At 71.1% G+C, this 19743-nt stretch carries 19 protein-coding genes and 1 tRNA gene; 5 read left to right on the top strand and 15 right to left on the bottom strand.

Going from position 1 to position 19743, the window contains the following annotated elements:
* Window positions 1-581 precede the first annotated feature (581 nt).
* The 7 genes from hutH to Afe05nite_RS07455 are packed head-to-tail and all read right to left on the bottom strand — an operon-like array spanning window position 582 to window position 9278.
* Window positions 582-2114: a histidine ammonia-lyase gene (hutH, locus tag Afe05nite_RS07485; protein WP_203816251.1), complete on the bottom strand. Its 1533-nt coding sequence runs from the start codon at window positions 2112-2114 to the stop codon at window positions 582-584.
* Window positions 2111-3268, bottom strand: a complete 1158-nt coding sequence (hutI, locus tag Afe05nite_RS07480; RefSeq protein WP_203816250.1) for an imidazolonepropionase — start codon at window positions 3266-3268, stop codon at window positions 2111-2113. The genes hutH and hutI overlap by 4 nt, the downstream gene beginning before the upstream one ends.
* The gene (locus tag Afe05nite_RS07475) at window positions 3265-4665 is read right to left on the bottom strand and encodes a formimidoylglutamate deiminase (protein WP_203816249.1); all 1401 of its coding nucleotides are present in this window, start codon (window positions 4663-4665) and stop codon (window positions 3265-3267) included. The genes hutI and Afe05nite_RS07475 overlap by 4 nt, the downstream gene beginning before the upstream one ends.
* Window positions 4662-5840: an allantoate amidohydrolase gene (locus Afe05nite_RS07470; RefSeq protein WP_203816248.1), complete on the bottom strand. Its 1179-nt coding sequence runs from the start codon at window positions 5838-5840 to the stop codon at window positions 4662-4664. The genes Afe05nite_RS07475 and Afe05nite_RS07470 overlap by 4 nt, the downstream gene beginning before the upstream one ends.
* Complete coding sequence (gene hutU / locus Afe05nite_RS07465; RefSeq protein WP_203816247.1) at window positions 5837-7477, bottom strand: urocanate hydratase; 1641 nt, start codon at window positions 7475-7477, stop codon at window positions 5837-5839. The genes Afe05nite_RS07470 and hutU overlap by 4 nt, the downstream gene beginning before the upstream one ends.
* Window positions 7478-7497: 20 nt before the next feature.
* Window positions 7498-8331, bottom strand: a complete 834-nt coding sequence (locus Afe05nite_RS07460) for a MurR/RpiR family transcriptional regulator (RefSeq protein ID WP_438867746.1) — start codon at window positions 8329-8331, stop codon at window positions 7498-7500.
* Between the two features lie 26 nt (window positions 8332-8357).
* Window positions 8358-9278 carry a LysR family transcriptional regulator gene (locus Afe05nite_RS07455; protein ID WP_203816245.1) on the bottom strand — a complete coding sequence of 307 codons (921 nt, stop codon included), beginning with the start codon at window positions 9276-9278 and terminating at the stop codon, window positions 8358-8360.
* 148 nt (window positions 9279-9426) lie between these two features.
* Between Afe05nite_RS07455 and Afe05nite_RS07450 the strand changes: the two genes are divergently transcribed.
* The 3 genes from Afe05nite_RS07450 (at window position 9427) to Afe05nite_RS07440 (ending at window position 11897) form a co-directional block, all read left to right on the top strand.
* Window positions 9427-9990: a hypothetical protein gene (locus Afe05nite_RS07450; protein ID WP_203816244.1), complete on the top strand. Its 564-nt coding sequence runs from the start codon at window positions 9427-9429 to the stop codon at window positions 9988-9990.
* A 52-nt stretch (window positions 9991-10042) separates the two neighbouring features.
* Window positions 10043-10849: an MOSC domain-containing protein gene (locus Afe05nite_RS07445; protein WP_203816243.1), complete on the top strand. Its 807-nt coding sequence runs from the start codon at window positions 10043-10045 to the stop codon at window positions 10847-10849.
* A 94-nt stretch (window positions 10850-10943) separates the two neighbouring features.
* Window positions 10944-11897: an expansin EXLX1 family cellulose-binding protein gene (locus Afe05nite_RS07440; protein ID WP_239117629.1), complete on the top strand. Its 954-nt coding sequence runs from the start codon at window positions 10944-10946 to the stop codon at window positions 11895-11897.
* An 81-nt stretch (window positions 11898-11978) separates the two neighbouring features.
* Here Afe05nite_RS07440 and Afe05nite_RS07435 read toward each other — a convergent pair whose 3' ends face one another.
* The 8 genes from Afe05nite_RS07435 to Afe05nite_RS07400 all read right to left on the bottom strand — a co-directional run bounded on the left by Afe05nite_RS07435 (window position 11979) and on the right by Afe05nite_RS07400 (window position 16746).
* On the bottom strand, window positions 11979-12536 hold the full coding sequence (locus Afe05nite_RS07435; RefSeq protein ID WP_203816242.1) for a GNAT family N-acetyltransferase: 558 nt from the start codon (window positions 12534-12536) through the stop codon (window positions 11979-11981).
* Window positions 12537-12574: 38 nt separating this feature from the next.
* The gene (locus Afe05nite_RS07430; protein ID WP_203816241.1) at window positions 12575-13087 is read right to left on the bottom strand and encodes a hypothetical protein; all 513 of its coding nucleotides are present in this window, start codon (window positions 13085-13087) and stop codon (window positions 12575-12577) included.
* A gap of 79 nt (window positions 13088-13166) precedes the next feature.
* Window positions 13167-13253: transfer RNA gene (locus tag Afe05nite_RS07425), tRNA-Leu, on the bottom strand.
* A gap of 183 nt (window positions 13254-13436) precedes the next feature.
* On the bottom strand, window positions 13437-13913 hold the full coding sequence (bcp, locus tag Afe05nite_RS07420) for a thioredoxin-dependent thiol peroxidase (RefSeq protein WP_203816240.1): 477 nt from the start codon (window positions 13911-13913) through the stop codon (window positions 13437-13439).
* Window positions 13906-14901: a hypothetical protein gene (locus Afe05nite_RS07415; protein WP_239117628.1), complete on the bottom strand. Its 996-nt coding sequence runs from the start codon at window positions 14899-14901 to the stop codon at window positions 13906-13908. Before Afe05nite_RS07415 ends, bcp begins: the two co-directional genes overlap by 8 nt.
* The gene (locus Afe05nite_RS07410; RefSeq protein ID WP_203816239.1) at window positions 14898-15641 is read right to left on the bottom strand and encodes a DsbA family protein; all 744 of its coding nucleotides are present in this window, start codon (window positions 15639-15641) and stop codon (window positions 14898-14900) included. The genes Afe05nite_RS07415 and Afe05nite_RS07410 overlap by 4 nt, the downstream gene beginning before the upstream one ends.
* On the bottom strand, window positions 15638-16108 hold the full coding sequence (locus Afe05nite_RS07405) for a MauE/DoxX family redox-associated membrane protein (RefSeq protein WP_203816238.1): 471 nt from the start codon (window positions 16106-16108) through the stop codon (window positions 15638-15640). Before Afe05nite_RS07405 ends, Afe05nite_RS07410 begins: the two co-directional genes overlap by 4 nt.
* 89 nt (window positions 16109-16197) lie before the next feature.
* Window positions 16198-16746 carry a sigma-70 family RNA polymerase sigma factor gene (locus Afe05nite_RS07400; protein WP_203816237.1) on the bottom strand — a complete coding sequence of 183 codons (549 nt, stop codon included), beginning with the start codon at window positions 16744-16746 and terminating at the stop codon, window positions 16198-16200.
* A 104-nt stretch (window positions 16747-16850) separates the two neighbouring features.
* Between Afe05nite_RS07400 and Afe05nite_RS07395 the strand changes: the two genes are divergently transcribed.
* Both Afe05nite_RS07395 and Afe05nite_RS07390 read left to right on the top strand, forming a co-directional pair.
* Complete coding sequence (locus tag Afe05nite_RS07395) at window positions 16851-18512, top strand: copper resistance CopC/CopD family protein (protein WP_438867740.1); 1662 nt, start codon at window positions 16851-16853, stop codon at window positions 18510-18512.
* Between the two features lie 143 nt (window positions 18513-18655).
* Window positions 18656-19743 (top strand): hypothetical protein (locus Afe05nite_RS07390; protein ID WP_203816235.1); only part of this gene is annotated, 1088 nt, incomplete at its 3' end.

Below are 19743 nucleotides of genomic sequence, written 5' to 3'. Positions count from 1 at the left end.
CCGGCTTGCGACCACGCCCCGGCTTGCGACCACGCCCCGGCTTGCGACCTCGCCCCGGCTTGCGACCTCGCCCCGGCTTGCGACCTCGCCCCGGCTTGCGACCTCGCCCCGGCTTGCGACCACGCCTTGGCTCCCCGCCGCCCCAGGCATGCCAGATGCCGGCTGGCCCCAGCCCGAGGCTCGCTCCCGTGCTGCGGGCTGGCTCCGCTGCTGTGGGCTGGCTCCCGTGCTGTGGGCTGGCCCCAAGCTGCGGTTCGCCCGCCGGCCGCGGTCGGCCCACGCTGCGGTTTGCCCGCGGGCTACAGCTGGCTCCCAGGCCGCGGCTCGCCCCCGGATGTGGGCTTGCCCGGCGGGATGGGCGGTCCGGGAGCATTGCCGAGCGAGTCGCGGCCTTGGTCCGGGGCGAGGACTCCGTTGGCCCCCGCGCTCGGCGGGAGACCACAACTTCCCTGAAAAAGCCCTCCGAGTTGTCTGAGGCCCATTTACAGGGAAGTGGCGCGGATCTTGGCCACCGAGCGGGCGGGGCGAGCGGGCGGCGCGGGCCGAGCGAGCGGGCGGGGACGGCGGGCGGGGGCAGCGGGTTAGAGCAGTTCGCCGAGCTGGGATTCGATTCCGGTGCGGAGTTCGCGGCCGGCGATCACTGTGCGGGCCTGTTCGAGGGCGGGCGCCAGGAAGATGTCGGGGCCCGGTTCGCCGGCGAACGGGGCGACGGCGGCGATGGCCTGGCGGCCGGCGGGGGAGGGGGGCAGGGGGGCGCGCAGTTGGAGGCCGCGTACCGCGCTGAGCAACTCGACGGCCAGCAGGGAGGTCAGGTTGTCCAGGACGGTTCGCAGCTTCTTGGTGGCGGCCCAGCCCATCGAGACGTGGTCCTCCTGCATGCCGCTCGTGGGCAGCGAGTCGGCGGACGCCGGCACGGCCAGGCGGCGGTTCTCGGCGACGATGCCGGCTGCCGTGTACTGGGCGATCATCAGGCCCGAGTTGACGCCGGCGTCGGAGGTGAGGAAGGGCGGCAGTTCGCGGGAGCGGGTCACGTCGAGCAACCGGTCGACGCGCCGTTCGGCGATGGAGCCGACCTCGGCGGCCGCGATCGCGAGGAAGTCGGCGGCGAACGCGAGCGGCTCGCCGTGGAAGTTGCCTGTCGATTCGACTCGGCCGTCCGGCAGCACCACCGGGTTGTCGACGACCGAGATCAGCTCGCGGGCGGCGACCTGGGCGGCGAAGTCGAGGGTGTCCCGGGCCGCGCCGGCCACCTGCGGGGCGCAGCGCATCGAGTACGCGTCCTGCACCGCGTGGGCCAGGTCGTCGCGGTGCGAGTCCATGATCCGGGAGTCCTGGAGCAGCTTGTGGATGTTCGCGGCGGACGCGGCCTGGCCGGGGTGCGGCCGGATCGCGTGCAGTTCGGGCCGGAACGGCCGTTCCGAGCCGAGCATCGCCTCGATCGCGAGGGCCGCGGTCACGTCCGCCATCGCGAACAGGTGCCGCGCGTCGTCCAGGGCCAGCAACAGCATGCCGAGCATGCCGTCGGTCCCGTTGATCAGTGCGAGACCCTCCTTGGCGGCCAGTTGCAGGGGCTTCAGCCCGGCGTCGCGCAGCACCTCGTCGGCGTCGAGGCGCCGGCCGTCGGCGGCCAGCACCCAGCCCTCACCGAGCAGCACCAGGGCGCAGTGGGCGAGCGGCGCCAGGTCACCGGACGCACCCAGCGAGCCGTGCTCCGGCACCCACGGCGTGATGTCGTGGTTGAGCAGGTCGGCCAGGCCCTGGGCGAGTTCCGGGCGGACCCCCGAGTGCCCGAGTGCCAGCGACCGCAGCCGGAGCAGCATCATCGCCCGTACCACCTCGCGGGGCATGGGGGCGCCGATGCCGGCGGCGTGCGAGCGGATCAGCGCGTGCTGAAGTTCGGCCCGCCGCGACGGGTCGATGAAGGTGTTGGCCAGCGCGCCGAAGCCGGTGGACACGCCGTAGACGGGCCGGCCGGAGGCCTCGATCCGCTCGACGATCGCACGGCTGGCCGCCATCGCGGCCACGGTGGCCGGGGCGAGGGTGACTTTGGCATCGCCGCGGGCGACCGCGACGACGTCGGCGGGGGTGACGCCGGTGGGCTGAACGGTGATCATCGAAGCACTCCGTCGTGCAGAACGTTACGAATCAGGGGAACGCCCGGCCGGTAGGCCAGGTGCAGGTGGGAGGGGGCGTCGAGGACTATCAGGTCGGCGCGGCCGCCGGCCCGCACCACCCCGACGTCGCTTCGCTCGAGCGCGGCGGCCCCGCCGGCGGTGGCGGCACGCACGGCCTCGGCGGGGGTCATGCCCATTTCGCGTACGGCCAGGGCGATGCAGAAGGGCATGGATGACGTGTACGACGACCCGGGGTTGCAGTCGGTGGCCAGGGCGACGGTGACTCCGGCGTCGAGCAGGCGCCGCCCGTCCGGATAGGGCGACCGGGTCGAGAACTCGGCTCCGGGCAGCAGCGTGGCCACCGTCGACGAACCGGCGAGCGCGTCGACGTCCTCCTCGCTGAGGTAGGTGCAGTGATCGACACTCGCCGCGCCCAGCTCGACCCCCAGCTGCACCCCCGGCCCCGGCCCGAGCTGGTTGCCGTGCAGGCGCACCCCCAGCCCGGCGGCACGGCCGGCGGTCAGGATCGTGCGCGCCTGATCCTCGTCGAAAGCGCCCCGCTCACAGAAGACATCCATCCATTTCGCGTACGCCTTGGCCGCCGCCAGCATCGGGCCACTGACGATCGAGACGTACCGCCAGGGGTTGTCGGTGTGCTCGGCCGGCACCACGTGTGCCCCGAGCAGCGTGGTCTCCTCAGTGAACTCCCGCGCGATCCGTAACGACCGCACCTCGTCCTCGACCGTCAGCCCGTAACCGCTCTTGATCTCGATGGTGGTCGTGCCCTGCCGTCGGGCTTCCTCGACGAGCCGCCCGGTCGCTCCGCGCAGTTCGTCGTCGGTCGCCGACCGGGTGGCCCCGACCGTGGTGCGGATGCCGCCGCCGGTGTACGGCTCGCCGGCCATCCGGGCCGCGAACTCGGCCGCCCGGTCCCCGGCGAACACCAGGTGGGCGTGGCTGTCCACGAAGCCGGGCAGCACCGCCGCGCCGTCCACGTCGATCCGGCGGTCGGCGGACGGTGCGTGGTAGCTCGACCCGACCCAGGCGATCCGGTTGCGGTCGACGAGCACGGCCGCGCGCCGGCGGTGCCCGAGGGGGAAGTCCTCGTCGTTGGTGAACAGCTCACCGATGTTGTCGATCAGCAGGCTGCTCATCGGAGAACCTCGGCCAGCGCCCGGGGAACGTCGATCGTGGTGTGCCGGCCGTCGACGACGATCGGGCGGCCGTCGACGATCACGTGGGTCACGTCGGAAGCGGTCGCGGCCAGGATCGCCGCCGCCGGATCGGCGCCGGCGGTGCGCACCGAGTCGAGGCTCAGGCAGACGAGGTCGGCGCGGTTGCCGACCGCTATCGCGCCGGCGTCCGGCCAGCCGATCGACGCGTGCGCGGTCGCCGCCGTGATCAGGTCGGCCGGGGTGAAACGGCCCCGTTGCCGAGTGGCCAGGCGCTCGTTCATCTCCAGCGCCCGCGCCTCGGCCAGCATGTCGATCACGGCATGGCTGTCGCTGCCCAGGCTCACCGGCGAACCGGCGTCGGCCAGGTCACGCGCCCGTCCGATGCCGTCGGCCAGGTCCCGTTCCGTGGTGGGGCACATGCAGATCGTCGTCCGGCTGTCACCCAGCCGCTTCACGTCGTTGTCGGTCAGGTGGGTGGCGTGCACCGCGGTGGTGTCCGGCCCCAGGATTCCGTGCCGATCCAGCAGCTCGGTCGGGGTGCAGCCGTGTGCGGCCCGGCACTGCTCGTTCTCGGCGGGCTGTTCCGACAGGTGCAGGTGCAAGGGCCGGAAGCCGCCCAATTCTTCGAGGTGGTGCGCGGCCACCGCCCGTACCGAATGAATTGCCGCCCCGATCCGCGCGTGCGGCGCGGCAGCGAGGCCGGCCACTCGCTCGGCCCAGCGTTGCGGGGTCCGGTCGCTGAAGCGACGCTGCACGCCGTCCGGCGGCTGACCGTCCACACCGGACTGAAGATAGAGCGTGTCCAGCAACGTGATCCGGAGTCCGGCCTGCTGGGCGGCCTCGATGAGCGCATGGCCCATCGCGTTGGGATCGGCGTATGGCGTGCCGTCGGGGGAGTGGTGCAGGTAGTGGAATTCGCCTACGGCGGTGATGCCGGACAGGGCCATCTCGGCGAAAACCGCGCGGGCGAGCCGGAGATAGCCGTCGGGGTCGAGGGTGGCGGCGGTTTCGTACATCAGATCGCGCCAGGTCCAGAAACTGCCGGGGCCGCCGTGGTGGGTGCGCCCCCGCAGCGCTCGGTGGAACGCGTGCGAGTGGGCGTTGGCGAAACCGGGAAGGACAAGCCCCGGCAGCCGCTCGACCCCGGCAGCGTCCGGCCCGGCAGCGTCCGGCCCGGCAGCGTCCGGCCCGGCAGCGCCGCCGCCCGGCCCGGCGTCCGCTGCGCCCGCGGAAGCGCCCCCGCCGGCCGCGGGCCGGCCCGGCATGCCGGCTTTATCAGCGTTTATAGCGGTGAAGCGCCCGTCGTGCACTTCCAGGTGGACGTCGCGGGCGAGACGGTCGCCGAGCCAGGCATAGTCGGCCAGGTAGGTCGTCATGTGAGCTCGCTCAGGACCCTGGCCAGGGCGTCCACCCCCAGAGCGCAGTCCGCGTGGTCGGCGCTCTCGGCCGGGGAGTGGGAGATGCCCGTCGGGTTGCGCACGAACAGCATCGCCGTCGGAACCTGGGCGGACAGCACCCCGGCGTCGTGGCCCGCGCTCGTCGGCAGGATCGGGGCATCGTCGAGCAGGGCCGACAGGCGAGTGGCCAGGGCGGTGTCGAAGGTGACCTCGTCGCTCACCGACTCGGCGGTCACCCGCACGTCGGTGCCGTCCCGGCCGGCGCGGTCGTTGGCTCGTTTGGTGACCGCTTCGACCAGGGCGTCCATCGTGGCGGTGTCCGCCGCTCGGGCGTCCAGCCAGCCGCGGACCAGCGACGGGATGGCGTTCGTGGCGTTGGGTTCGACCTCGACGCGGGCCATCGTGGCGTGCGCGCCGGAGAGCCGGGCCTCCTTGTTGGCGGCCAGCACCGTGTAGGCGAACGTCAGCATCGGGTCGCGCCGGTCCGCCATCTTGGTCGTGCCGGCGTGATCGCCGTGGCCGGTGAAGTCGAAACGCCAGCGTCCGTGCGGCCAGATCGCGCTGGCCACGCCGACCGGTTCGGCGAGTTGGCGGCCCTGCTCGATGTGCAGCTCGACGAGGGCGCCGAAGCGGGACTTGAGTCCGGGCAGCGGCCCCGCCGGGGTGGCACCGAGCGCCTCGCCGAACGTGATGCCGTCCCGGTCGGTGAGCGCCGCCGCCTTCGCCGGGTCGATCGCGCCGGACAGCAGCCGGGAACCGAGGCAGGGCAGCCCGAACCGGCCGCCCTCCTCCTCGACGAACGCGACCACGGCCAGTGGGGTGGACGGTTGGTGGCCGGCCGCGCGCAGCTGGTCGATCGCCAGGAAGGCGCTGACGATGCCGAGTGGACCGTCGTAACCACCGCCGTGCGGCACCGAGTCGAAGTGCGAGCCGGTGAGCACGGCACCGCGCCCCCACTGGTCGCCCCACCAGGCGAAGAGGTTGCCGTTGCCGTCGTCGGTCACCGGCATGTCGCGCCGGTCGGCCTGGTTGCGGAACCAGTCGCGCAGCACCAGGTCGGGCCCGTCCAGCGCGTACCTGATGTAGCCGCCGCCGGAGACCCGCCCGATCGCCTCGATCTCGGCCCACAGGGCCGAGAAGACCTTCTTGCTCATGCCGGCGAGCCCGGCATCGGGATGTGTACGCCCGCCGCGGCGGCCGACGAGTAACCGGCATCCACGTGCCGGATCACCCCCATGCCCGGATCGTTGGTGAGCACCCGCTCGATCTTCTGGCCGGCCAGCGGCGTGCCGTCGGCCACGCACACCTGCCCGGCGTGGATGGAGCGGCCGATGCCGACCCCGCCGCCGTGGTGGATCGACACCCAGGAGGCGCCGCTCGCGGTGTTGACGAGCGCGTTCAGCAGGGGCCAGTCGGCGATGGCGTCGGAGCCGTCGAGCATCGACTCGGTCTCGCGATAGGGCGAGGCGACCGAGCCGGAGTCGAGGTGGTCACGCCCGATGACGATGGGGGCGCTCACCTCGCCGCGCGCCACCATGTCGTTGAAGCGGACGCCCGCGACGTCTCGTTCGCCGTAGCCGAGCCAGCAGATCCGGGCCGGCAACCCCTGGAACTCGACCTTTTCGCCGGCCATCCGGATCCACCGGGCCAGCGGCTCGTTGTCGGGGAACAGGTCGAGGATCGCCCTGTCGGTGGCGGCGATGTCGCGCGGGTCGCCGGAGACGGCGGCCCACCGGAACGGGCCCTTGCCCTCGGCGAACAGCGGCCGGATGTAGGCCGGCACGAAGCCGGGGAAGTCGAACGCCCGCTCGTAGCCGGCCAGTTTCGCCTCGCCGCGGATGGAGTTGCCGTAGTCGAACACCTCGGCCCCGGCGTCCTGGAAGCCGACCATGGCGGCGACGTGCCGGGCCATCGAGGCGCGGGCCCGGTCGGTGAACTCCTCCGGCTTGGTACGGGCGAACTCGGCGGCGTCCTCGAGCTCGACCCCGATCGGCACGTACGAGAGGGGGTCGTGCGCGCTGGTCTGGTCGGTGACGATGTCGATCGCGACCCCGCGTACGAGCAACTCGGGCACGAGGTCGGCGGCGTTGCCGACGACGCCTATCGACCTGGCCGTCCTCGCCGCCTTGGCGGTCAGCGCCTGGGCGATGGCGTCGTCGAGGTCGTCGGCCACGGTGTCCAGGTAGCGGTTCGACACCCGGCGCCGCAGTCGGGCCGGATCGATGTCGATGACCAGGCACACGCCGCCGTTCATGGTCACCGCGAGGGGCTGCGCGCCGCCCATGCCACCACATCCGGCGGTCAGCGTCAGGGTGCCGGCGAGTGTCCCGCCGAACCGCTTGGCCGCCACCGCCGCGAACGTCTCGTAGGTGCCCTGCAGAATGCCCTGGGTGCCGATGTAGATCCACGACCCGGCGGTCATCTGCCCGTACATGGTCAGTCCGAGCTTCTCCAGGCGGCGGAACTCGGGCCAGGTCGCCCAGTCGCCCACCAGGTTCGAGTTGGCGATCAGCACCCGCGGCGCCCACTCGTGCGTCTGGAACACCCCGACCGGCTTGCCCGACTGCACGAGCAGCGTCTCGTCGCCCTTGAGCCGGTCGAGCTCCCGCACGATGGCGTGGAACGACGGCCAGTCCCGGGCGGCCTTGCCGGTTCCGCCGTACACCACCAGGTCTTCGGGCCGTTCGGCCACGTCGGGGTCGAGGTTGTTCATCAACATCCGCTTGGCCGCTTCCTGCGGCCATCCCAATGCGGTGTACGCCGTGCCACGCGGCGCCCTGATCTCGGTCATCGTCGTCTCCCTCACACCGCTCATGCCGTGAACACGTGCCGCCGGGCGGCCGTCTGCTCGAAGTCCTCCAGGCGGCGCTGCGCCAGTTCCGGCGCCGCGTCGCACATCGCCTGCAAGAGCACCATCGCCATCGCCATCGGCCCGGTGTGCAGGTCGAACACCAGTTGGGTGCCGACCGCCGCGGGCAGCACCACGTCGGCCAGTTCGGCGGCCGGGCTGACCACCGAGTCGGTGATCGTCACGATCGCGTAGCCGTGGGTCTTCGCCTCCCGGATCACCTCGAGCGACTCGCGCGGGTAGCGCGGAAGCACCACCGCCAGCATCGCATCGGCCCCGGCCGCCCGTGCTTGATCGAGCCGGTCGAGCAGCGGCGATCCGGCGCCGTCGAGCACCCGCACATCAGGGTGCACCTTTGCCGCGAAATACCCGAAGTAACCGGCTAGGGGCGCGGCCGCCCGCAGGCCGAGCACCGGCAGCGGCCGGCTGTCGACGAGCAACCGAGCCGCGCGCTCGACGTCGTCGAGCCGGCCGAGCTGACCGTGCAGCCGCTCCAGGTGCTCCGTCTCGCCGCGCACCGCCAGCTGCATGGCGTTGCCCTCCGGCGCCGGCTCCACCCCGTCGGTGAGCGCCCGCAGCTCCCGCCGCAGCGCCGGATAACCGGAGTAGCCGAGTGCCATGGCGAACCGGGTGACGCTGGGCTGGCTGACCCCGGCGAGGTCGGCCACCTCGGCGGCGGACAGATAGGCGGCCTTGGCCGCGTGCTCGACGAGACTGTGCGCGATCCGGCGCTGGGTGGGCGTGAGCCGCGCACCACTGAAGAGGTCGAGGACCGGCCTGACAGCTCCGCCATTCACGACCCGCAGCCTACGCATGAAAATATTCAGAAACTAGAGCGTGGTCTGCCACTTCTGCTGTTGGCGTGAACGGTTTCGACCGGCAGGGAGAGCAACGCCCGCAGCGGCGCGGGCGGGGCGGGTGTCCGGCGCCAGACCAGAATCTTCCGATAGGCGATGACGGGTGTCAGCGGCACCGCCACGACCCGCGGATCCTGGTGGATCTCGGGATCGGCGCCGGCCGCGATGGCGATGCCGATCCCCTCGCCGGCCAGGGCCACCAGGAGCGCCACGTCGTTGGTGGCATATGCCGGCCGGAAGGCCACACCCGCGGTGGCGAAGGCGGCGTCGAGCAGGGGGCGTAGGCCGCTGTCGGTGTCGTAACCGATCAAGGTGGCGCCGGCGAGAGTCTCGATCCCCAGGGCGGCTCCGGTCGTGCCGGGGTGACCAGCCGGCACGACAGCGACGAATTCGTCCTCCAGCAGGGTGCGGGCGCTGAGCGCCGGCTCCAGTGGTCCCGGCGGGTGGGCGATCGCCGCGGCGCTGAGCGACCCGTGCCGGACCCGGTCGAGCAGAACCGAACTCGTCCCGCCCACCAGACGGACGTGCACCGCCGGATAGCGCCGGTGAAACGCTCCGAGAAGGGCCGGCAGCGGGGTGCTCTCGACTCCGTCGACGCTGCCGAGGGTCAACTCGCCGGACAGGACTCCGGCTCGGGCGGCGAACTCCGCCTTGGCCGCCGCGACGGCGGCGATCGCTTCCCGCGCGTAGGGCAACAGCGCCGTCCCGGCCGGGGTGAGCCGGACCGACCGCGGGCCGCGCTCGAACAGCACTTCGCCGACCTCGGTCTCCAGGTTGCGGATCTGCTGGCTGATCGCGGGCTGGGCAACCCGGCAGCGCTCGGCCGCGCGGCTGAAGGACTCCTCCTCGACGACCGCCACGAAGTACTCCAGCGTCCTGAGTTCCATCCCGGCAAGGTATCAGGACGGCTTATAGCAAAGAGAATATCTTCGTCTTGGTCTTATGGCTCGGGGTGGTCCAGGCTGGGATCAGCCCCCAACCGGGGCGGACGGGCCGGCCAACCGGCATTCGATGGTTCCGAAGGGTCGCTGCGCGATGTCCACTACTGCTGATCTCACCCCGCAAATTCGCGATGACCTGGTGCTCTCGCACTCCGTTGAGGTCGTCGAGATCGACGGCCCGTTCGCCCGGGTCGACATCGAGAAGTGGCTGAAGGCGCTACCCGACAAGGAGTATCAGCGCACCGCGCCGGGTGACCACAAAGCGGCCGGCTACACCGTCGACGACGACGGCACCCCGATGTCGATAAACGTCGAGATGATCGGAACCGGGCTGGTGATTCAGCACTACCGCTACGAGGTGGCGGGCCCGCACTACTGCAAGATGGTCTCGACCTCGGACGTGCTGACCCCGCACGGCTGGACCACCGTGCAGGTCGTCTGGGACCTTCTGATGGAGCAGATCGACGGCGACCGGCTGAGGTACACCAACACGGTCACCTCGCACCCGACCCAGGAGATGCTCGAGTTCACCGAGGCGAACGGCGGCACCTTCGAGAAGGCGGCCGAAGCGCGTCAGATCGCGTCCGGCGCGCACAACAAGCGCGAGACCCCGAACTTCGCCGCCGGCATCGTGCGGGCGGCAAGGGCGGCCGGCTGACCGCGGTCGAGGCCGGACGGCATTGCCGGCGTGGGCGTGCGACGCTGCATGCATGCGCATCACGGCCGTCGCCACCTACCCGGTCAAGGGCTGCCACCGGATCGAGCACGAGGTGGCCGAGGTCGAACCGTGGGGCCTCACCGGCGACCGGCGGTGGATGATCGTCGACCCCGAGGGAGTCGGCATCACTCAGCGCGACTCGCCGCTGCTCACTCAACTGTCGGTCCGGATGGTGCCCGGTGGCCTGGAGTTGTCGGCGCCGGACATGCCGACATTGGTGGTGGATGAACCTGTGGACGGACCGAAGGACTTCGTGCGGGTGTTCAAGCGGCACGCGGCGACGCCGGCCCGGATCGCCGAGAGCGCCTGGAGCAGCGCGTTCCTCGGCCGCCCGGTGCGACTCGTCTGGCAGGCGGACGCCGGGGCCCGCACCGTCGGCGGTGCCCCCGGCGACGGCGAGCCGGTCAGCTTCGCCGACGGATATCCGCTGCTGCTGGCCAACGAGGCGTCGTTGTCGTCGCTCAACGACTGGCTCGTGGAGGCCGGCGAGGAGGCGGTGCCGATGACCCGGTTCCGCCCCAACCTGGTCGTTGCCGGCGCCGAGGCGTGGATCGAGGACGACTGGTCGGACCGAGGCGTGCGGCTGGCGGTCGGGTCGACGGTGTTGCGGGCCGACACGCCGTGCCCGCGCTGCCTGGTCATCACGATCGACCAGGAGAACGGGGAGAAGGGCAAGCAGCCGCTGCGGATGCTCGGTCAGCGCCGGCGGTTCGGCGGCCGGTTGCTCTTCGCGATCAACCTCGTGCCCGTGGTCACCGGGTCACTGCGAGTGGGTGACTCGGTGACCGTACTGCACTGATCCGGTCACCCTGCGGGTGAAGCATGCCTACTGAGCCTTAGGTCTGTCTTAGGAAGGTTGCCCGCGCTCCCGCCCCGCTGGAGGATCCCTCAGCGTGACCGGATCTCGCCTGCTCTCGCCCCGATGGCTCGCCGCCGGCGGCGCCGTGATTCTCGCCGCGGTGCTCGGCGTGGCAATGCTCCTGCAGAACACCGGGGCGGCCTGCGCCGCGCCACCGTCCACATCGGGCAAGTCCGGCAAGGCGACGTTCTACGACCTGGGTTCCGGGATGGGCAACTGCTCCTTCCCCGCCGCACCCGGCGACGACCTCTTCGTGGCCCTCGGCCCGGCCGAATACTCCAGCGGCGCGGCCTGCGGCACCTACCTCGACGTGACCGGTCCGAAGGGCAAGGTGCGCGTCAAGGTCATCGACTCCTGCCCGGAATGCCCGGCCGGTCACCTCGACCTGAGCCGCACCGCGTTCAAGAAGATCGGGGCCGAGGTCGCCGGGATCATCCCGATCACCTACCGGACGGTGTCGACGGCGACCGCCCCCGCTCCGATAAGCGTGCGGTTGAAGGAGGGGTCGTCCCAGTACTGGCTGGCCGTCCTCATCGACAACCACGTGACCCAGCTGAAGTCGGTGACGGTCAACGGAAAATCGACGAGCCGCAAGAGCTACAACTACTGGGAAGTCGACAGCGGCGCCGGCAGCGGCCCCTTCAAAATCAAGATCACTGATGGGTACGGGCATTCGACCACCGTCAGTGGCATCAAGCTGTCGCCCGGCACCACCCAGAAGACGACCGCCCGACTGGCCACCGGTGGATCGGGCACGGCCGCCTCGGACACCACCGCCCCGGTGAAGAAGGCGGCACCGAAGGCCACCAAGTCCTCGTCACCGGCCGCCTCGTCGGCCACGCCCACACCCGAATCCACGTCGCTCGCCCCGGACCCCGCCGTCGGCACCGACCAGCCCACCGACCAGCCCACCGACCAGCCCACCGAGCAGCCCGCCGAGGAGACCGTCGACCTGGCCGCCGATTCGGCCAAGTCCTCCTGCGGCTGAGAACTTCCGCGCCCCACCCGCCGTGCGCTGGTCTTCCCCGAGCCTTGAGCGCGCGGCCGCCGGCCGCCGGCGACGACGCACTCACCCAGGCGTCGTCAGCCCGGCGGCCTTCGGCGTCCCCGCCCCGAGCTCGAGCCACATCAGGATGTCGTCCCGGTCGTCTCCCGGCGCGACCCGGATCGCCCCGGGGATGCGACCCACTTCGCGGTACCCGAGGCGGGCATAGAAATCCTCCCGCCCGGTGCCGCCGCGCACCGTGACGTGCAGCGCCGCGAGCCCCATCGCCCGCGCCAGCGCCTCGGCCTCGCGCATCAACGCCGCACCGAGACCCCGCCCCTGCCGCTCCGGCGAAACCATCACCCGCTTGAGCACCCGCCAGTGATCCTTGAGCCCGAACCGGTTGTCCACCACGAAGAGCAGCGCGCCGAGCGCGCCGTCCTCGACTCCGACGATCAACCGATCGAGACCCGACGTGACCCCGCCGAACGCGGCCTCGGCGGTCTCCCACACCTCTGCTGCGGTGATCGGAGCCACGAACCCGACCGCCCCACCGGCATTGGTGACCTCGACCCAGAGCGCCACGATCCGAGCTTTCAGGTCGTCGTCCAGCTCCGGATCGACCAAGAACTCAACACCCATGCCGCCATCTTGCCCAAGCCGCTCCCCGGCCGGTCGAGTTAGGTGGGGTGCACCCCGAGAATGCCGGTCACCCGATGCTCCACCGGCTCCGGCCGGGGATCGGCGAGCAGCTCGCCCACGTTGTCCAGCAGCGTCCGGATCGTCGCGTCGGCCACCCGCTTGAGTACGGCGGCATCCAGTGCCGCCCCCAGCTTCCCCAACGGTGGCCGATAGCTGTAGAGCAACCGCATCCGGGTCGCCTCTCCGTCCGGAGCAAGGATCAGATCCGCGTCGAGTACGGGAAACAGTCCGCCCGCCGCCCCGGTTGCCTCCCAGCGCAACGCCAGGGACAGGGTGTCGTGGTCCGCCCGCGGGTCGAGGAAGTGGATCCGGACCAGCTTCGACAGCCCCGCCACCCCACCGAACGGCCCGATCTGGGTGAGCAGCCGCTGGCCCGAGTCGTACGCCGTGCGGCTGACCGTTTCCAGCGCGCTGTGCTTGAGGAACTCCACGAGCCGGCCGGTCGCCTGCCCGTAGGTCGCCGCAACTGTCGTCTCGCAGGTGCCGAACATCTGCGAATCGTCGCAAGTCCGGCCACGACCGGGGCAGGGCCGAAGGTCACGTCAGGTGGCTCGTCGACCGGCTCGCCGGTGGTGCGGAAGAAGGGACTCGAACCCTCACGTCCTTTCGGACACTGGGACCTAAACCCAGCGCGGCTGCCAATTACGCCACTTCCGCCCGCTCTGCCCCGCGGGGCCGACACGTTCAGGAAAGTCTAGACGGTCGCGGGGCACCCACACCGGGCACGGCGGCCGCCTTGCGGGTCTGTGCCGCATGACAGCCGCCGTGGGAGTGTGGGACCACTGCCGGTCGGTGTTGCTGATCTGATCGGCAGTTCTCGGCTGGGACTTTACGAAACGCTCAGTCGAGTCCCAGGTCGCGGCGCAGTTTGGCGACGTGACCGGTCGCCTTGACGTTGTAGAACGCCTTCTCGATCAGGCCGTTCTCGTCGATCACGAAGGTCGAGCGGATGACGCCCTGGACGGTGCGGCCGTAGTTCTGCTTCTCGCCGAACGCCCCGTACGCCGTCAGCACGCTCTTGTCCTCGTCGCTGACCAGCGGGAAGGTGATGGCGTCGCGCTCGCGGAACTTCGCCAGCTTGGCCGGCTTGTCGGGGGAGATGCCGACCACCTCGTAACCGGCCGCCTGCAGGGACGCCAGCGAGTCGCGGAAGTCGCACGCCTGGGTGGTGCAGCCCGGGGTCATGGCGGCGGGGTAGGCGTAGAGCACCACCTTGCGGCCGCGGAGGTCCTTGAGGGTGAGCCGGTCGTCGTTGTCGGTCGGCAGCGACCAGTCCGGCGCGGTGTCACCAGCGGAAAGTCGGGCGGTCTCAGTCATGCGACGAACGATAGACCGGGGCTGCGGGGGCGGCGGGAATGGCTGCCCGCAACCGCAGGACGCCGGTCAGGGCCAGCGCGCCGCCCGATCCGAGTGCGGCGACCACGATGGTCCGCGCCAGCCCTCCGGGGAGGGCCGTGGGCAGCACCGCGGCGTCGAGCGCGCCGATCTCGCTGAGTCCGGCGAAGATCGCCACCGCGGCCCCGGCGAGCGCGAGGAGGAACGGCGGATGGCGGTAACCGGCCGCGCCGGCCAGCAGCCCGACCGTGATGAGCAGCAGGGAAGGGCCCACGCCGTCCAGCGCGCTGCCCACCGCGTACGAAATCGGGCAGAGCGCGGCGACGAGGGTGAGTGGCCGCACCGACCTCGGCCATTTCCGCAGCAGGGCGAAGGCCGCCAGGCCGATCAGGGCGGCGATCGTCCACCAGAGCCAGGTCCGGGGCGGCGGTTGCCAGTCGAGGGTGCCGCTGATGTGGAAGTCGCGGGTCTCGACGCGAAGGGGCACCTGCCAGTCGCGCAGGCGGTGGGCTCGGGTGGGGTCGGCTCGCGCCGGCGGCGGCAGGCCCGCGCTGAGCCAGTGGGTGCGCTGGTCGTGCCAGCGCACGGTGGTCGATCCGGCGAGTTTGCGCCAGCTCGGTGGCGCGGTGGGGTCGGCGTTGGGGGGTACGACGTTGTCCCCGGCCGGCGTCTCGTTGAGGTAGGCGGCCGGTGAGTTGACGTTTTCCCAGGTGCCGTCGGAGCGGACGTCGAGGTAGGGCTCGCCGGAGTAGCCGAGGATCTCCACTGAGTGCCCGGTCCTGTTGGTCAGTTCCAGGCGTGCGCCGGCTTCCACGGTGCGCACGGTGAGGCCCTTCTCGGGCGTGCTGATTCCGGTGATCGAGGTGCGATAGGAGGTGGCGTCCGGGGCGTCGCCACTGTGCGCGAACGCGGGCGTGGCCGGCGCGAGAACCGCGCCGGCCACGAGAAGCATCAGGGTGAGACGCCTCACCCGGCGGCTGCCTCGACGGCCTTCGTCAGGTCGTCCGGGCCGGGAACTCCGCCGTTGGCACTCTGCACCTGCTTGCCGTTGACCACGACGGTCGGGGTGCCGTTGTAGTTGCGGCTCGAGAACGTCTCGGTGACCTTGGTCGCCCACGAGTCGTAGGTCTTGTTGTTGACCGCGGTGGCGAAGTCGTCGCCGAGACCGACGCTCTTGCCGAGCTCGATGATTTTGGCGTTGTCGAGCCCGCTGCTGTTCTCCTCGGGCTGGTTCGCGTAGAGGATCTTGTGGAACTCGCGGAACTTCCCGCCCTGGGCGGCGGCCGCCGCGGCTCCGGCCGCCCGCGTCGAATATTCGGTGCCGTTGGAGAAACGGTCGAGGATGGCCACCGGGTGATAGCGCACGGTGGCCTTGTTCTGGCTGATCAGACCATCGATGACGGTGGCCGACGCGTTCTCGAACTCGTTGCAGATCGGGCACATGAAGTCTTCGTAGAGGTCGACCGTGACCTTGCCGGTGCCGAAGGCGAACGCCGTGCCCTCGTCGACCGCCACACTCGGGGTGGTCAGCGCGCTGGTGTTCTTCTTCTCCTGGCTGGAGAAGGCTACCCAGCCGATCACACCCGCGACCACCAGTACGGCGACGACCGCCACGGACGTCCAGATCGTCACCGTGCGGCGGCGATCGGCCGCCTTCTGCTGCTCGACGATCCGTTTCGCGGCCGTCCGGTCGCGCTGGCCCTTACTCATCGCTCTCCCATCAGAAGGCCGTCCATCGAGAACCGGGTGCGCGGCTTGACCAGCAGAACCCCGGCCAGGAGCAGGAAGCCGGCGTCGCGGGCGACGTCCAGGCCGTACTGCGTGTCGCCGTTGGCCACCGCGCCGCCCTTGCTGAAGCACCCGCAGTCGATCTGCAGCCCGCGGGACCACGCCGAGATGATTCCGGCGATGAAGACCACCAGCAGGAGCGCGGAGATGGCCGCGCTGAGGCGGACGGCGAGGCCGATCAGCAGGAGCAGACCGAGCGCGATCTCGAGGAACGGCTGGACCGCGCCGATGACCTTGGAGGTGTCGTAGTCGAAGATCTGGTAGGCGTTCACCGCCCGCCCCGACTCGGCCAGGTCACCGACCTTGAGACCACCGGCGACCAGAAACACCGCGGCCAACCCGAGACGAGCCACGGTGGAGATCCACGGCCACGCCCTGTCCAATTGCATTGTCACGCCCAGTTAGTCGTTGTCCTCGATCAGCAGGTTCCACCATTCTGCTGAGGTTTGGCTGGGAATCGGCAGGGACCAAAGACCCGTCACACCGCGCGCGCCTGTGACACCGCGGTGACCAGCTCGTCCCGGGCCCGGGCGACCCGGGAGCGGATGGTGCCGACCGGGACGCCCTCGACGTCGGCGGCCTCGGCGTAGGACAGGCCCAGCACCTGGGTGAGCACGAACGCGGTGCGCCGCTCCTCGCTGAGCTGTCCGAGCAGATCGGCGGTGCTCAGCCGGTGGGCCGGGTCGGGCGCCGGCGACTCGGTCCAGGCCTGCGCGGCGAGGCGGGCGTCGAGCCGCCGCCGGCGGACGACCGCGCGCAGGTGGTCGGCACAGGTGCGGCGGGCGATGCCGAGCAGCCAGGTGCGGGCGCTGGACCGCCCCTCGAACGACGGCAAGGCCTTGAACGCCCGGAGGTAGGTTTCCTGGGTGAGATCGTCAGCAGCACCCGGATCGACAAGCGCGGCGGTGAAGCGCCACACCTCGGCCTGGGTGGCGCGGACGAACGCCGCCTGGGCCGCCGCGTTCCCCGCGCCGGCCGAAAGGGCCAATGCGGTGCTGGATTCGTGCCTGTCCGCACCCTCCGTCATGGTCGGCCATGCTACGCGAGCCGGAACTGCCGGAACCCTCTGGAACCAGGTGGGAGGCACCGGCGACTACCCGCCGGTGGGAGGAATCGACTGGATCGGGGAGCATGGCGCGCATGACCTTTGATCGTCGCCGCGCTCTCGCGGGTGGTTTCGGCCTGTTGATCGGGCTGTTCTGGGTGCTGCTCGGCCCGGCCGCCCCGGCGAGCGCGCATGCCGCACTGGTCGCGAGCGACCCTGGCAACGGCACGATCGTGCCCGACGCCCCCAACAAGGTGACGCTGAACTTCAGCGAGTCGGTGTCGGTGGTCTCCGGGAAGATCCAGGTGCTCGGGCCCGGCGGTTCCCGCGCCGACCAGGGCGAACCGACGGTGAGCGGCGGCACGCTGAGCATTCCGCTGCGCTCGGGCGGCGGCCGCGGCACCTATCTGGTCAGCTACCGGGTGATCTCCGCCGACAGCCATCCGGTCGGCGGCAGCATCACGTTCTCGGTGGGCGCGGCGTCGGCGACGCCGACCGCGGCGGTCGACGACACCAAAGTCAACCCGGTGGTCCGGGTGCTGATCCCGATCGGCAAATACCTCGGGTACGCGGGACTGGTGCTCCTGGTCGGCCCGGCGCTCGTGCTGGCCCTGCTGTGGCCGCACCGGCTGTCCCGGCGCGGCCCGTCCCGGCTGATCTGGACCGGTCTGGGACTGGTCGGCGTCAGCACGCTGATGGCGATCTGGCTGCAGGTGCCCTACACCCTCGGCACCGGCCTCGGCGACGTCCGCGTCGGCGATCTGCGCGACGTGCTGGGCAGCACGTTCGGCGCGGTCATGCTGGTGCGCATCGGGGTGCTGTGCGCGGCCGCACTGCTGCTGCGCCCGCTGTTGTCCGGCAAGAGCGGCGAGTCCAGGACCGACCTCGCCCTGCTCGGGGTGCTCGGCGTGGCGGCACTGGCGACCTGGCCGCTGACCGGCCATCCGACCGCGTCCCCGGTGGCCGGTGTCTCGGTGGTCATCGACGCGATCCACCTGGCTGCCATGTCGGTGTGGCTCGGCGGCCTGGTCATGCTCGTCGGTTTCCTGCTGCGTCAGGCCAACGAACGCGAACTGTCGGCGATCCTGCCGATCTGGTCACGCTGGGCGGCCACCGCGGTCAGCGCGCTCATCGTCGCCGGCGTGGTGCAGGCGCTCATCGAGGTGTCGTCGCTCGACGGCCTGATCAACAGCACCTACGGCCGGCTGATCCTGGTCAAGGTCGCGCTGGCGGCGTGCGTGGTCGGGGTGGCCTGGTTCTCCCGGCGCCTGGTCCGCTCCGGGCAGGCCGAGGCTTCGCCTCGCCGCCTGCGCCGGATCGTCGGCGCCGAGCTGGCGATCACCGCGGTGGTGCTGGGAGTCACGGCCGCGTTGGTCCAGATCTCGCCGCCGCGTACGGCTGAGGCCGCCGGGACCGCCGCCACGAGTTCGACCGTCACCCAGACGCTGACCAGTTCGACGATGGCGATGCAGGTCGACATCTTCCCGGCCACGGTCGGCAACAACTCGATCCACCTCTACGCCTACACGCCCGACAACAAGCCGCTCACGGTGGTCGAGTGGACCGGAACGGCGGCGCTCGAGGCCAAGGGCATCGAGCCGATCGAGATCCCGCTGTTGCGCATCACCGACTTCCACGCGGTCGGCGATATCGCCCTCCCCGCGGCCGGTAAGTGGACCTTCAAGTTCACGGCCCGCACCAGCGACATCGACCAGCAGACGTTGACGATGACAGCGGACATCTCCTGATTTCTCGCTTCGCGGCCCGGCTCCCTTGGGGATGCCGGGCCGTTTCTCATATCTATCAGGGTGTTAGAAGCTATTTGACCACTTTGGGGTTATTTGGATCTGTATGGTCACCGCAGTATGGCCTGAGACAGGGGGAGAAGCTGATGCGGTGGCTCCGCACCATCCTCGGAATGCTGATGCTGACCATCGGACTGCCGTCGCTGCTCGCGGGCGCGGCGCTGTGGGCGGCCATGCAGCACCGCGACCAGGGCGGCGCGTTCAGCGGTGACATGCAGCGCCTCGCCACGTCCGGGTACGCGTTCGTCGTCCCCGACGTGGACGAACTGCTGCGCACCGACGCCCCGTTCACCCGGATCGGCAACACCCAGCTGCGCATCAACGCGACGACCCAGGACGGCCCCGCGTTCGTCGGCCTGGCCGCCACGTCGATGGTGCAGGAATACCTGCAGGGCGTCCCTTATGCCAGGGTCCGCGCGGTGGACATCGGCACCGGCTCGCTCCCGGTGGTCACCAACTCGATCGGTGGCCGCCAAGCCCCGCGGATGCTCCCCACGCGCGCGACTTTCTGGCTGCGCAGCAGCACCGACGGACACCTGGCGTGGTCGCCCGGCGAGGTGACCGGCGGCCCGTACAGCCTGGTGGTGATGAGCCCCGGCGCGAAGGGTGGCCTCTATCTGACGTCGTCGGCCGAGTTGCGCCCCAGCTGGATCAACTCGAGCGCGTGGGGCCTGCTGACGCTGGGCACGCTGCTGGCCATGGCCGGCCTGATCACCCTGTCCTGGCCGGCCCGGCGCCGCGAGATCGTCTACGTGGTCGAGCCCAGCCAGGTCCCCGACCTGATGGACGCGATCGGCGCCCCCTTGCCGTCGAACATGTCGGTCACCGTCCGAACCGGCGCCCACCGCCCCCGAACCCTGGCCGACGCCGAGAAGGCAGCCGCCGCCCCCCGAATCCCGTGGCCCCCGTCCAGCACACCGGCCCTGGCCGCCGCCCCGGTCGCCGCGGTACCGGCCGCCGCCGTACCCTCCTCGGCCGTTCCTTCTTCGCCGGTTCTTTCGGCCGTCGCCCCGTCGGTCGTTCCGTTCGCCGGGGTTCCGTCGCCGGCCGCCCCGTCCTCGGGCGTGCCGAATTCCGCGATTCCCTCGGGTGGGGCGGGCTCCGGCCCGGCCGCGACGTCCGTGCTCGCTTCCGCGGTGTCAGCGTCCGGAATGCCGGCGTCGCCGGCTCCGGT

Origin of the sequence: Paractinoplanes ferrugineus, assembly GCF_016862195.1 — a bacterium.
GTDB lineage: Bacteria > Actinomycetota > Actinomycetes > Mycobacteriales > Micromonosporaceae > Actinoplanes > Actinoplanes ferrugineus.
Note: the sequence above shows the minus strand (reverse complement) of the source record. Positions and strands in the feature narration are given on the sequence as shown.